At 66.0% G+C, this 12,688-nt stretch carries 10 protein-coding genes; 4 read left to right on the top strand and 6 right to left on the bottom strand.

Translation table 11 applies throughout. From position 1 onward, the window contains the following. The first annotated feature begins 61 nt into the window (after positions 1 to 61). Genes BM269_RS18155 through BM269_RS18145 form a run of 3 tightly spaced genes read left to right on the top strand, consistent with a single transcriptional unit; the run spans position 62 to position 1,742 of the window. Positions 62 to 730: a CsgG/HfaB family protein gene (locus BM269_RS18155; RefSeq protein ID WP_090439894.1), complete on the top strand. Its 669-nt coding sequence runs from the start codon at positions 62 to 64 to the stop codon at positions 728 to 730. Continuing rightward, positions 727 to 1,077: a DUF4810 domain-containing protein gene (locus BM269_RS18150; RefSeq protein ID WP_090439891.1), complete on the top strand. Its 351-nt coding sequence runs from the start codon at positions 727 to 729 to the stop codon at positions 1,075 to 1,077. The genes BM269_RS18155 and BM269_RS18150 overlap by 4 nt, the downstream gene beginning before the upstream one ends. Further along, on the top strand, positions 1,074 to 1,742 hold the full coding sequence (locus BM269_RS18145; protein ID WP_090439888.1) for a DUF799 domain-containing protein: 669 nt from the start codon (positions 1,074 to 1,076) through the stop codon (positions 1,740 to 1,742). Before BM269_RS18150 ends, BM269_RS18145 begins: the two co-directional genes overlap by 4 nt. Positions 1,743 to 1,808: 66 nt before the next feature. On the opposite strand, the gene BM269_RS18140 is transcribed toward BM269_RS18145, so the two are convergent. Genes BM269_RS18140 through BM269_RS18115 form a run of 6 tightly spaced genes read right to left on the bottom strand, consistent with a single transcriptional unit; the run spans position 1,809 to position 8,995 of the window. Then, the gene (locus BM269_RS18140) at positions 1,809 to 3,680 is read right to left on the bottom strand and encodes an MFS transporter (protein ID WP_229204697.1); all 1,872 of its coding nucleotides are present in this window, start codon (positions 3,678 to 3,680) and stop codon (positions 1,809 to 1,811) included. A gap of 17 nt (positions 3,681 to 3,697) precedes the next feature. Next, on the bottom strand, positions 3,698 to 4,783 hold the full coding sequence (locus BM269_RS18135) for an N-acetylglucosamine-6-phosphate deacetylase (RefSeq protein WP_090439885.1): 1,086 nt from the start codon (positions 4,781 to 4,783) through the stop codon (positions 3,698 to 3,700). 2 nt (positions 4,784 to 4,785) lie between these two features. Continuing rightward, positions 4,786 to 5,553 carry a DeoR family transcriptional regulator gene (locus BM269_RS18130; RefSeq protein ID WP_090439882.1) on the bottom strand — a complete coding sequence of 256 codons (768 nt, stop codon included), beginning with the start codon at positions 5,551 to 5,553 and terminating at the stop codon, positions 4,786 to 4,788. Positions 5,554 to 5,585: 32 nt separating this feature from the next. Then, positions 5,586 to 6,914: a D-tagatose-bisphosphate aldolase, class II, non-catalytic subunit gene (locus tag BM269_RS18125; protein ID WP_090440251.1), complete on the bottom strand. Its 1,329-nt coding sequence runs from the start codon at positions 6,912 to 6,914 to the stop codon at positions 5,586 to 5,588. A 7-nt stretch (positions 6,915 to 6,921) separates the two neighbouring features. Further along, complete coding sequence (locus BM269_RS18120; RefSeq protein ID WP_090439879.1) at positions 6,922 to 7,872, bottom strand: ROK family protein; 951 nt, start codon at positions 7,870 to 7,872, stop codon at positions 6,922 to 6,924. Further along, positions 7,859 to 8,995 carry an SIS domain-containing protein gene (locus tag BM269_RS18115; protein ID WP_090439875.1) on the bottom strand — a complete coding sequence of 379 codons (1,137 nt, stop codon included), beginning with the start codon at positions 8,993 to 8,995 and terminating at the stop codon, positions 7,859 to 7,861. Before BM269_RS18115 ends, BM269_RS18120 begins: the two co-directional genes overlap by 14 nt. Positions 8,996 to 9,308: 313 nt before the next feature. Here BM269_RS18115 and BM269_RS18110 point away from each other — a divergent pair, with 313 nt between their 5' ends. Continuing rightward, a complete protein-coding gene (locus tag BM269_RS18110; protein ID WP_090439872.1) occupies positions 9,309 to 12,629 on the top strand; it encodes a TIM-barrel domain-containing protein in 3,321 nt (1,106 codons plus the stop codon). The last annotated feature ends 59 nt before the right edge of the window (positions 12,630 to 12,688 follow it).

Below are 12,688 nucleotides of genomic sequence, written 5' to 3'. Positions count from 1 at the left end.
TTTGTGCATTGCCGGAAGGAACTATATAATACATAAATTAAAACTTCATTAACTTATTGATATGAAAAAGATTCTGGCATCCGTCATCGCTGCCGCGGCCCTGGCTGGCTGCGCAACCGAAAGCCACCAGGCTATCCAGGTGGAAAAAGTCGCTAGCGCAGCGCGTCCTTACACTGGCCCGCGCACCCTGGTGGCGGTCGGCAAGTTCGACAACCGCTCCTCCTTCATGCGTGGCGTGTTCTCCGACGGCGTGGACCGCCTCGGCAGCCAGGCCAAGACCATCCTGATCTCGCACCTGCAGCAGACCAACCGCTTCAATGTGCTGGACCGCGACAATATGCAGGAACTGCAGCAGGAAGCGGCGTTCAAGAAGCAGGGCCAGAACATCAAGGGCGCCGACTTCGTGGTCACCGGCGACGTCACCGAATTCGGCCGCAAGGAAGTGGGCGACCACCAGTTGTTCGGCATCGCAGGCCGCGGCAAGACCCAGGTGGCATACGCCAAGGTCACCCTGAACGTGGTCAACATCGCTACCTCGGAAGTGGTGTACTCCGCCGCCGGCGCAGGCGAATACAGCCTGTCCAACCGCGAAGTGCTGGGCTTTGGCGGCACCGCCAGCTACGACTCGACCCTGAACGGCAAGGTGCTGGACCTGGCCATGCGCGAAGCGGTGGAAAAGCTGGTGGGCGGCATGGAAGCCGGCGCATTCAATCGCCAGGCGCGCCAATGATGCGCCGCCTTGCCCTGGCCTGCGGCGTTGCCGTAGCGCTGGTCGGCTGCCAGCACCGGCAGCCGACGATCTACCAGTGGGAGAGCTACCAGCCGCAGGTTTACCAGTACTTCAAGGGCGAGAGCCCGGAGGCGCAGATCGCGGTGCTGGAAAAGGACCTGCAGAAGATCAACGCCCAAGGCATGATCCCGCCGCCTGGTTATCACGCCCACCTGGGCCTGCTGTACTCGGTGACCGGCAAGCCGGAACAGATGGCAGCCGAGTTCGAGGCAGAGAAGATGCTGTTCCCTGAATCCGCCGCGTATATGGACTTTTTGCTGAAGAATACGAAGAAAGCCGTTCAATGATCAAGAAATGCATGAAACTGGCGGCGTGCCTGCTGCCAGCGCTGTTCTTCGTGGGGTGCGCCCACCACCCAGCACAGCCCTACGACTACACCGCGTTCAAGGCAGCCCAGCCGAAGTCGATCGTGGTGCTGCCGCCGCTGAACAACTCGCCGGAAGTCAAAGCGACTTACGGCATGCTGTCGCAACTGAGCTATCCGCTGGCCGAAGCCGGCTACTATGTGCTGCCGGTGGCCGCGGTGGATGAGACCTTCAAGCAGAACGGCCTGGCCAACGCTGCCGACGTCCACAACGTCAGCGTGCAGAAGCTGCACGAGATCTTTGGCGCCGATGCCGGCCTGTACGTGACCGTGTCCAAGTACGGCGCCGTCTACACGCTGCTGAACAGCGAAGTGGTGGTGGCGGCGGAAGCCAAGCTGGTGGATTTGAAAACCGGCACGCTGCTGTGGAGCGGCAGGGCCAGCGCTTCCAGCGCGGAGCAAAACAATAACAATGCCGGTGGCGGCCTGATTGGCGCCCTGGTGGCGGCTGCGGTCAAGCAGATCATCAACACCAGCACCGACGCAGCCTACCCGATCGCAGGCGTGGCCAGCGGCCGCCTGATGTCGGTCGGTGGCGGCAACGGCATCCTGTACGGCCCGCGTTCGACCAACTACGGCAAGCCGTAACTTTTCCGCTCGCGCTTTCACTCCCGCTTCCGCCGCGATCGCCGGCGGAAGCATCCAGCCACTGCGCTAGCGCGCGAAGTGCGCTTCAATCTCCTCCAGCGTCTTCCCTTTCGTTTCCGGCAGCAGGAAGGCGGCTGCGAGGAAGTACACCACCGTGCATCCGGCCCAGAAGAAGAACATCGCGGCGTAGCCATGCCGGCCGACGGTCGGCAGGAATACGGCCGCAATCGTGGTGGAGACGAACTGGTTGACCAGCAGCGCAATGCTCATGCCGTTGGAGCGGATGCGGGTCGGCATCAGTTCCGACAGCGCGAGCCACACGCACACGCCGGGACCAACAGCGAAGCTGGCTACGAACAGGCAGATCGCCAGCGTCACATGCCAGCCATGCGCCACCGAAGGCAGGGCGCCGATTTGCGCCTGTTCGATTTTCAGCGGGGCGTTGCGGCCTTCCGCCGGGTCGGCGAACGGGTTCAGGTGCAAGCGGCGGAAGAAGGCGCCGATCACGCTGTCCGGCTGCACGGTGTCGTCGCGCGACAGCACCATCGGCGCCAGGGCGGGGTCGTCGCTGCGGCGTGTTTGCACGTTGGTAAACGGGCCGTAGGAGTAGGACACGGTCAGCAACTGCGGCGTTGCATCGCTGCCGGCCGATGCGCCAAGCGCCTTCAGGGTTTTTGCGTCAAGGCGCAAGGACAGGGTATCGTGTTTGGCTTGCGCGGCCACGGCGGCGCTCACGTCGCGCTGTTCGCTCTCCACGCCGCGGAACAGCAGGCCGGCGGCGAGCAGGGCGATCACGATGCCGCCGCTGCCCAGCATCAGCAGGAATTTGCGGCCCTTGCGGTCGACCAGCAGCACGGCCACCACCGTCATGATGGCGTTCAGCAGCTTGAGGCCGACGTCGGCCGCGTTGGCGGTGGCGCCCGGCAGGCCGGCCTGGTTCAGGATGTTGACCACGTAGGCCAGCACCGAGTTGATGCCGGTGGCCTGCGTGCAGGCCAATACCAGGCAGGCCAGGAGGAAGGGCAACATGTAGCGGCGGCTCAGCAGGCGGTCGTCGGCGGCCATGGCGCCAGCGGATGCGTGGCGAACGATGGAGACGGGGCCGCGCCCGGCCACCACGCCGCGCGCCGCGGCGATATCGCCTTCGGTGGGTTCGCCGGAAACGGTGGCGCGCATGGCAAGGCCGGCAGCGGCCCGCATATCGCGCAGTTCGGCCTCGGCTTCGTCGGCGGCACGGGTGCGCAGCAGCGCAGCGCGGGCTGGTTCGATGCGGCCACGCTGCACCAGCCAGCGCGGCGATTCAGCCAGCAGCACGCTGCCGAAAGTGAATACCAGTCCCGGCGCAAGGCACATCCAGAAGATGCTGCGCCAGGCGTGGTCCTTGGCGTCGAAGACTGCGGCGGCGCGCGCGGCCTCGGGCAAGGCCTGCGCGGCTTGCGTGGCGCCTTCCACGTTTTGCGCCTGCACCAGTCCGATCACAGCCGCCGCCACCAGGCCGATGGTCAGCAGGAGCTGGAACAGGGCGGCGCCGCGGCCGCGCTGCTCGGCGCGCAGGCATTCGGCCAGGTATAAAGGCACCACCACGCCAATCAAGCCGCCGCTGATGCCTTGCAGCAGGCGCCCCAGCAACAGCGGGGTGTAGCCGTCCGACAGCGCGATCAGGGGAATGCTGACGGTGAACAGGGCGCCGGCCAGCACCATCGCCCAGCGTCGGCCGATGGCGTCGGCAATGGCGCCGGCGAACAGGGACGACAGCACGGAGCCAAGCAGCACGGCAGCGACAATGAAGCTCAGTTGCTGCGCGCTCAGCTTCCACGCGACGGAAGCGGTGGATTCAAGGTAAGGCAGGGCGCCGGCAATGATGCCGACGTCGATCCCGTAAAGCAGGCCGCCCATCCCGGCGATAAACAATAAATAGCGCATGGATAAGGCCTGCATCGGATCTCCTGGTATTTTTATGAGAGTGGAATGGCCTCGCCTTCAACGAAGACGGCCACGGGGTGTAGAGACTGGTCCAGCACGACGATGTCGGCCCAAGCCCCCGGCGCCAGGCGGCCGCGCTGCGACTCGCCCAGGTAATCGGCAGGGAACAGCGACAGGCGCTGCGAAGCTTCCGCCACTTCCATGCCCAGGCTGACGAAGTTGCGCAGCGCCTGGTCCATGGTCAATACGGAGCCGGCCAGCGAACCGGTGGCGAGGCGCACGCAGCCCATGCACTTGAACACGCGCTGGGTGCCGAGCGCGTATTCGCCGTCCGGCATGCCGGTGGCGGAAGTGGCGTCGGTCACGCCGTACAGGCGCGGAATGGCGCGCAGCGCCGCGCGCATGGCGCCCGGGTGAACGTGCAGCAGGTCGGGGATGATTTCGGCATATTCGGCGTGCGCCATGGCCACGTCCACCATGCCCGGTTCCTTGTGGCTCATGCCGCTCATGCCGTTGAACAGGTGGGTGAAGCCGGCGGCGCCGGCGCGCATGGCTGCCACGCCGTCGTCGTAGCTGCCGGCGCTGTGGCCGATCTGGACGCGGATACCCATGTCCTTCAGGTGCGGGATCAGTTCCAGGTGGCCCGTCACCTCGGGCGCCATGGTCAGCACGCGGATCGGCGCGATGGCGTGGTAGCTCTCCACCAGGGCGCGGCTGCCGGTCACCACGTCGGGCGGCTGGGCGCCCAGGCGGCGGCGGTTCAGGAACGGGCCTTCCAGGTGCACGCCCAGCATGCGCGCGCCGTGCCGCGGGCGCTGCGCGATGACGCCGGCCAGGCCTTGCAGCGCGTGGCGGATCGAATCCTCTTTGGCGGTCAGCGTGGTGCCGAGCAGCGCGGTGGTGCCGTGCCGCGCGTGGCTGCGTGCCACCACGGCGCCGGCGTCGCCGCCTTCCATGATGTCGACGCCGGAAGCGCCGTGCACGTGCAGGTCGACAAAGCCGGGGATGATGGTCAAGCCTTCGCCGACAGGGCCTTCGGTAATGCCGGCGATGCGCTGGTCGAAGGCGATACTGCCGTTGATCCAGCCGCCGGGAGTGAGGATGCGACCTTGCAGCATTGTCATTCCGCGATGATCACTTCAATGCCGCGCTTGTCCAGCCCTTCGCGGTACTCGGCGCTGATGCTGGCGTCGGTGATGACGGTGTGCACGCGGTCCAGTTGCACGATGCGGTGCAGCGACACGCGGCCGAACTTGGAAGCGTCGGTCAGCACGATGACCTTTTTGGCGCGCTCCACCATCTTGTGATTCAGGTTTGCTTCGGCCTCGTGGTGGGTGGTGATGCCGAACTGCAGGTCAAAGCCGTCGACGCCGAGGAACACTTTGTCGAAGTTATAGGCGGACAGGCAGGCTTCGGCCTGCGCGCCCTGCAGCGACAGCGATTGCTTGCGCAGGCGGCCGCCGGTCAGGATCAGGTCCACGCCCGGCGCATCGGCCAGTTCCCACGCAATGTTCAGGCCATTGGTCAGCACCGTCACGTCGTTGGCGTCGCGCAGGTGGCGCGCCAGCGAGATGGTGGTGGTGCCGGAGTCGATGATCACGTTGTCGCCCGGCTGCACCATGCGCGCGGCCAGCAGGCCGATCTGTTCTTTCTGCGCCTGGTTCAGGGAGTCCTTCTGGCGGATGGTGTGTTCGGTCGGCGGGGTGCGCGCCAGCAGGGCGCCGCCGTGGCTGCGCTGTACCAGGCCTTGGGATTCGAGCACACTGAGGTCGCTGCGGATGGTGACGGCGGAGACGCCAAGCTTGTCCACCAGGTCGGCTACCTGGACCGAACCATGTTGTACGATCGCCTGCAGGATGGTTTCGCGGCGTTGGCTGGTATTTCGCATGTCTTCTGTGGCTGGGTGTCAAAACGTCGAGCTTAACAGATGGCGGCGGCCATGTCCTCGGCTGCGGCGTTGGCGCTGCAGGCGCGCGCATACTGCGCCAGCAGGCGGCCGATCTTGTGTTCCAGCAGGGCTTGCGGCTCGGCGGCCAGCTCGCCCTGCAGCACGGCCGGGAATTGCTGCGGCAGGTATTGGCTCAGCAAAGGCAGCGGAATGCTGCGCCCGGCCAGGTTGGCGAACAAGCGGCTGACAGCGGCGGCCACTTCCGGCTCGCCCCAGTAATAGCGGCAGCGATCCGACAGGCCATAGCGGCGCATCAGGCGCTGCTCTGCGGCGCTGCCCAGGTAATGCTTTTGCCAGTGCCCCGGCTTGGCCAGCATGACTTCGTCCAGCACCTCCATCAGGCGCGATGTCTGTTGCTGGCCCAGCAGGGCTTCTTCGATCAGGCATAGCGCCAGCAAGCCTTCACGCAAGGCGAAGGTGGCGGCCGGGCCGACCTTGAGGATGGCGTAGTGGTCGCGCACCATTTCGTGCAGGCCCGATTCGCGCTGGTAGTCGGTGGAGTGGGCTTCGAACACCAGGCCAGGCTGGCCGGCCACGAAGCCCGATAATTCCACGGCCGCCGCCGCGCTGTAGTGCTGCACGTTGGCCTGGTCAAAATCGACGCCCGGCTGCACCACCATGGCGATGACGCGCTGCCACGCATGGCCCAGGCCGGCCTCGGCGAAAGCGCGGCGGTGCACTTCCAGCGTGCGTGCGGCAGCCTGCGGTGCGGTGACGGCAAGGGCCTGCTCCAGCGAGGCTTCGCCGCCCGGCACCGGCACCTCGGTGCCGATCACATAGACCGGCGGCGGCAGGCCGGCGCGCGCCGCCGCCTGCTCGGCGATGGCAGCCAGGCGCACCGCGCGCGCGGCGACAGTCTCGTCGCTCAGCACCGGTTCGTCGTCGGCGCAGCGCATGCTGCAATCGAGGTGGATCTTGTGGAAACCGGCCGACACGTAGGCATCGATCAGCACTTCGGCGTGCGCCATCGCGGCGGCGGCGTCCTGCGATTGCCAAGCGTTAGGGCCGAGGTGGTCGCCGCCCAGCACCAGGCGATCGGCCGGGAAGCCTTGTTCCTGCGCCAGGCGATGCACGTAGTCGTGGAACTCGGCCGGGCGCATGCCGGTGTAGCCGCCAAACTGGTCCACCTGGTTGGAGGTGGCTTCCACCAGCAGCGGCGTGCCGTATTGCGCGGCCACCTGCATGGCGGCGCGCAGCACCGTGGGGTGGCTGCAGCAAACGCTGTACAGGCCGACCGCTTCGCCGGCGCGGTGCGCCTGGACGATTTGCAGGACTGGGGAATGTTGGGCAGGCAGGTTCATGGTCGTCTTACTTGGTTTGTTGGCGCGCCAGCAGGGCGGCGCCGCGCGCACCGCCGGCATCGCCGAAGCGTGGCGGCAGCACCGGTGGCGTTTGCACGCCGCGGAACAGGTGGCGGCGCATGGCGGCCGGCAGTTGCTGGTACAGGTGCGTCAGCTTGGACAGCCCGCCGCCCAGCACGATGGCGTGCGGATCGTAGGCCAGCACCAGGCCGGCCAGCGCATGGCCCAGCAAGTCGAGGTGGATCGCCAATGCCTGCGCGGCCAGGGCGTCGCCGTGGTTGGCGCGCGCGACAATGGCCAACGGCTCGGCAGCGTCGCCGCCAAGGTGGGCGTGCAGCTTCGACAGGCCGGGACCGGAGACATAGCGTTCCAGGCAGCCCTTTTTGCCGCAAGGGCAGTCGAGCACCGGCAGTTGGTAGCGGTCCAGCAGCGGCGCCGGCACAGTCCAGTGGCCCCATTCGCCGGCGATGGCATTGAAGCCGCGCAGCAGGCGTCCTTCAACGCAGTAGCCGCCTCCAGCGCCGGTGCCGATGATGGCGCCGAACATGGAAGGCAGGCCGGCTGCGGCGCCGCCTTGCGCTTCCGACAGGGCGAAGCACTGGCAGTCGTTGCCGATGATGACCGGCCGCGCCAGTGCATCCTGCAGCGCGGCGGCGACCAGGCGGCCATTCAGGGCCGGCACATTGGAGCTGAGCTGGCGCCCGCTGGCGCTGTCGATCACGCCGGGCAGGCCGATGCCGACTGCTGCGGGAGATGCCTGCGGCCCGAGCGCCGCGTCGCCGCGCGCAACCAGGCCGGCGATCGCAGCGACGAATTCATTGAAGTCGGTACCGGGCGTCGCAATGCGTTCGCGGAACACTTCCTGCAGCTCTGCGCCGGCATCGAGCCACGACACCAGTTCGATCTTGGTGCCGCCGATGTCGATGCCGTGGTAGCCGGTTTGCTCAGAACTGGTCATGGCGGTAAATGGTGACGCCCTGCACGACCCGGTTGACGGTGCCGTCGGCGAAGGGATTGTCGGGTGTGAGGCCCAGCGCAGCCGATCGGTGCAGGGCGTATTGCTGCGCCATCAGCAGCCACAGAGGGGCCAGCCAGGCGTCCGGCAGCACGGGGGCGGCAACCGAAATATCGGCATCGGTGCCGACGGTGACCACCGAGCCGGCCACGCCATCGCGGCGCAGCTCTTGCAGCAGGTCTTCTTCGTAGCGGCGCGACAGCGCTTTGCTGCTGTGGAACAGCACCACCAGCGATTGCCGGTTCAACGCCGATTTCGGGCCGTGGCGGAAGCCAAGCGCAGTGTTCGACATGGCGAGCACGCGGCCGCCGGTCAGCTCCAGGATCTTCAGCGCCGATTCCTTGGCCAGCGCTTCCAGCGGGCCGCTGCCCAGGTACACGACGCGCTCCACCGCTCGCGCGCCCAGTGCGGCCACCGGCGCGGCCCAGTCGCGCAGTGCGGCGCTGCCGGCTTGCGCCAGCGCTGCCAGGCGTTCCTGCCATTCGCCCTTGCCCAGTACGCACAGGGCGGCCAACAGCATGCAGGTGAAGCTGCTGGTCATGGCGAAGCCGCGGTCGCAGCTTGCGGCAGGCATCAGCAGGTTGAATGTGCGCGCGTCGGTGTCTCCCTTGCGCGCCAACTGGCCTTGCGGATTGCAGGTGATATTCAGGAAGCGTGCGTCGGCCACCATGTCGCGCACCAGTTCCACTGCAGCCAGGCTTTCCGGGCTGCTGCCGCTGCGGGCGAACGAGACCAGCAGGGTCGGGGCATCCGGATCGAGATACAGCTCCGGGTGGGTCAACAAGCTGGTGCTCGCCACGGCGCGCACTTGCGCGGGCCAGGCGGCGTTCAATTCATCGGCGACGATCTCGCCCACATAGCAGGAGCTGCCGGCGCCGGTCAGGATCACGCGCTGCTGCGGATTGTGCAGGCAGCCGCCCAGGAAGGCGGCAACGTCGGCGGCGCGGCCTTGCAGGCTGGCGCCCAGTTCGCGCCACAGGGCCGGCTGCTGCGCAATCTCTTCGGCGGTATCGAGGCCGCTGATGCTGCGCCAGGCTTGTGGGTCACGCTGGAGGAGGGTAGTCATCGAAAAAAGAAAGGTTATAAATTGGTTGAAAGCATAAATAGTATATTTCGAAAAGTCAAATACGAAAGTAAAGCGAAAGATATGATCCGGCTGGGAATGTGCGGAAACGTGCCGCGAAGGGCCGCAATTCGGCATGTTACGTTGCGAATACGCTACTAAGTGAAAGCTGTTGCGCTGCAATATCGATTAAACGAAAGATAAAATCACGGAATTTCACCCTAAAAACGTGGTTTTCTTTCTTTTTGTTGACCTTTTTTGCTTTTATTCCTAAAGTAGGTCCATTAAAACGAAAACTTGCACCTTAGGCAGGCTTATGAAGAGACTCACCCGCACCATCATCGCGGCTGCCGCCATGGCCCTGGCCACCGGCGCCGCCCTGGCAGCCCCGCTCGGGAAGCTGCGCAGCATGACCGCCGCGCCTTCCGCTACGACCGGGGGCCAGTCCTGGGACCTGGCAACCGAATCCGGCGCCATCGTGCGTGTCAGCCTGGTGCAGGACGACGTGCTGCGCATCTGGGCTGGCCCGAAGGGCAAGCTGACCGACGCCGGCGACAAGGCTGCCGCTATCGTGGTTGGCAAGCCGGCCGCGCACATCGAGCATAGCGTAAGCGAACAGCCTGACCACATTTTGCTGCGCACCTCCAGGCTGACCTTGCGCATCGACCGCAATCCGGTGCGATTCACCTTGTTCCGCGCGGGCGAAACCGTGCCGCTGTGGCGCGAAGTGCAGCCGCTGGAACTGGGCGACAAGGCCAGCGTACAGACCCTTTCCAGCGACAAGGCCGAGCGATTCTTCGGCGGCGGGCAGCAGAATGGACGTTTCGAATTCAAGGGCCGCCAGCTCGACGTGTCCTATTCCGGCGGCTGGGAAGAGGGTGACCGGCCAAGCCCGGCGCCTTTCCTCATGAGCTCGCGCGGCTGGGGCATGCTGCGCAACACCTGGTCGGACGGCAGCTACGATTTGCGCCAGCACGATGTGGTGGCGTTGCAGCACGCAGAGCCGCGCTTCGACGCCTTCTACTTCGTCGGCAAGGACGTGCGCGATGTGCTGGCACGCTACACCGAATGGACCGGCCGCGCGCGCATGCTGCCGCGCTGGGCACTGGAATACGGCGACGCCGATTGCTACAACGATGGCGACAACGTGAAGAAGCCCGGCACGGTGCCGAAAGGCTGGAGCGATGGCCCGAGCGGCAAGACGCCCGACGTTGTCGATGCGGTGGCGCGCAAGTATCGCGAGAACGATATGCCGGGCGGCTGGATCTTGCCGAACGACGGCTACGGCTGCGGCTACACCAATCTGCCCGAAACCGTGCAGGGCCTGGCCAGGTATGGTTTCCGCACCGGTCTTTGGACCGAGAACGGCGTCGACAAGATCAAGTGGGAAGTCGGTGCCGCCGGCAGCCGCGTGCAGAAGCTGGACGTGGCCTGGACCGGCAAGGGTTACCAGTTCTCGCTCGATGCCAACAAGTCCGCCTACGACGGCATCCTGGATAACTCCGACAGCCGCCCCTTCATCTGGACCGTCATGGGCTGGGCCGGCACGCAGCGCTATGCGGTGGCGTGGACCGGCGACCAGAGCGCGAGCTGGGATTACATCCGCTGGCACGTGCCGACGCTGGTGGGTTCCGGCCTGTCCGGCCAAGCCTATGCCACCGGCGACGTGGATGCGATCTTTGGCGGCAGTCCAGAGACTTTTACCCGCGACCTGCAGTGGAAGGCGTTCACGCCGGTGCTGATGGGAATGTCGGGCTGGTCGGCCAACGCCCGCAAGCATCCGTGGTGGTTCGATGAACCTTACCGCAGCATCAATCGCCGCTACCTGAAACTGAAGCTGCGCCTGACGCCTTACATGTACACCCTGGCGCGCGAGACCGAGCAGACCGGCGCGCCGCTGGTGCGGGGACTGATGTGGGATCATGCGTCCGACCCCGCCGCTTTCACCGAAGCGTACAAGTACCAGTTCCTGCTCGGCCGCGACATGCTGGTGGCGCCCGTGTATCGCAGCCAGGCGGTGTCGCAAGGCTGGCGCAAGGGGATCCACCTGCCGCAAGGAACGTGGTTCGAATACTGGGATGGGCGCCAGGCCACTGCCGGTGCCGCGGGGCGCGATCTCGACCTGCAGGTCACGCTCGACAAGCTGCCGGTCTTCGTTCGCGCCGGTGCGATCCTGCCGATGTATCCCGAAGTCCTGTACGACGGCGAGAAGCCGAAGGATGTGCTGACGCTCGACCTGTATCCTCACGGCGAGTCCTCGTTCACCCTGTACGAGGATGACGGCAATACGCGCCAGTACCAGAAGGGTGCGTTCAGCCAGCAGGTGCTGCGCATGCGTGAAGCTGGTGGCGCCGTCAGCGTCGACATCGCCCCGGTCGAAGGCAGCTACGCGGGCCAGGAGGCGCGCCGCAGCTACGCCCTGCGCATGCTGACCCGCCAGCGCCCGGCGGCCGTCGTCGCGGCGAAACGCCATTTGCCGGCGCTGGCCGAGCGCGCGGCATATGACGTCGCTGCGGAAGGCTGGTTCTACGACCCGCAAGACCGTAGCGGCACCTTGTACGTGAAAACGGCAAGGCAGGACATCCGCCAAGCCCTGCAGATCACCGTGCAGGGTGCGCAAACGCTGGCGGCACAGGACGACAGCTTCCCGCAAGCCCCGGAGCTGGGCCGCGCACTGCCGCCGGACGCGCTGCTGGTGGTGAACCGCCCGGCAGAAGAATCCGGCCACCCGCTGGAGAACGCCTTCGACGAAAAGTCCACCACCTGGTTCCGCACCACCCGCAACCAGTCGATCCGCACCGGCGCGCACGAATGGACCATCGGTTTCACCGAGCGCCGCCTGGTGGACGGTATCGAGATTGCCCCTCGCAGCGACGAACACTGGAAGCACGGCCAGGTACGCGACTACGAAATCTACATCGCCGACACCAACGGCGAATGGGGCAAGCCGAACTTCACCGGCCGCCTGAAGCTGCAGAAGGAAACGCAAACCATCAACTTCCCTGCCACCGCGGGCCGCCTGCTGCGTTTCCGTGTGCTCAGCACGCAGAACCCGGATGGCGAAGGTGCGGCTTCCACCGACCCGATGGTCACGGCCGCGGCGCAGGCGCCGGCCAAGGCAATCAATGCCATGCAGCCGGCCGAAGTCGGGCCGATCGTGCTGTCCACCTTCCGCATCCTCGAGCACCGTGCCAAGGAAGGCGCCGAACAGCAAAGCTTCCTGTCGGACCTGCCGGTGCCGAAAGGCGTCGGACGCGATCGCCCTGCCGGCAAAGGCAAGGAGATGCGCATGAACGGCCTGTGGTTCCGCAAGGGCCTGGGCGTCGGTCCTTCCAGCCGCATCGACCTGCAGCTGGAAGGCAACTGGAACCTGCTGCGCGCCGACCTTGGCGTGGACGACAGCTGCCGTAGCGCCGGCGGCCTGCAGTTCCAAGTCTGGAGCGGCGAGCGCCTGCTGTACGACAGCGGCCAGGTAAGCGCACCTGCCGTCGTCAAGCCGGAAATCGATGTACGCGGGCTGACGCAACTCAGCCTGCGGACCCTGGGTGCGCGCGGCGCCCAGCCCGCCCGGGTTTGCGGCAACTGGGCCAACGCCGTACTGCTAGGCACAGAGGGCGCCACCGTCCGAACGCGCTGACCGCATATTTTCGTCACTAAGAACGAACCCCTCTTCGGACCGGGGAGGGCGTTTTGCAA

This window comes from Duganella sp. CF458, assembly GCF_900113115.1.
In the GTDB taxonomy this organism is placed as follows: Bacteria; Pseudomonadota; Gammaproteobacteria; order Burkholderiales; family Burkholderiaceae_D; genus Rugamonas.
The sequence above is the reverse complement of the archived record's forward strand: the minus strand, read 5'-3'. Positions and strand labels throughout refer to the sequence as shown.

What these genes read in the sequence shown, in the direction of transcription:
- BM269_RS18140 (WP_229204697.1), bottom strand. Translation starts at nt 3,680, where the DNA reads ATGCAGGCCTTATCCATGCGCTATTTATTGTTTATCGCCGGGATGGGC.
- BM269_RS18110 (WP_090439872.1), top strand. Translation starts at nt 9,309, where the DNA reads ATGAAGAGACTCACCCGCACCATCATCGCGGCTGCCGCCATGGCCCTG.
- BM269_RS18120 (WP_090439879.1), bottom strand. Translation starts at nt 7,872, where the DNA reads ATGACCAGTTCTGAGCAAACCGGCTACCACGGCATCGACATCGGCGGC.
- BM269_RS18155 (WP_090439894.1), top strand. Translation starts at nt 62, where the DNA reads ATGAAAAAGATTCTGGCATCCGTCATCGCTGCCGCGGCCCTGGCTGGC.
- BM269_RS18130 (WP_090439882.1), bottom strand. Translation starts at nt 5,553, where the DNA reads ATGCGAAATACCAGCCAACGCCGCGAAACCATCCTGCAGGCGATCGTA.
- BM269_RS18115 (WP_090439875.1), bottom strand. Translation starts at nt 8,995, where the DNA reads ATGACTACCCTCCTCCAGCGTGACCCACAAGCCTGGCGCAGCATCAGC.
- BM269_RS18125 (WP_090440251.1), bottom strand. Translation starts at nt 6,914, where the DNA reads ATGAACCTGCCTGCCCAACATTCCCCAGTCCTGCAAATCGTCCAGGCG.
- BM269_RS18150 (WP_090439891.1), top strand. Translation starts at nt 727, where the DNA reads ATGATGCGCCGCCTTGCCCTGGCCTGCGGCGTTGCCGTAGCGCTGGTC.
- BM269_RS18135 (WP_090439885.1), bottom strand. Translation starts at nt 4,783, where the DNA reads ATGCTGCAAGGTCGCATCCTCACTCCCGGCGGCTGGATCAACGGCAGT.
- BM269_RS18145 (WP_090439888.1), top strand. Translation starts at nt 1,074, where the DNA reads ATGATCAAGAAATGCATGAAACTGGCGGCGTGCCTGCTGCCAGCGCTG.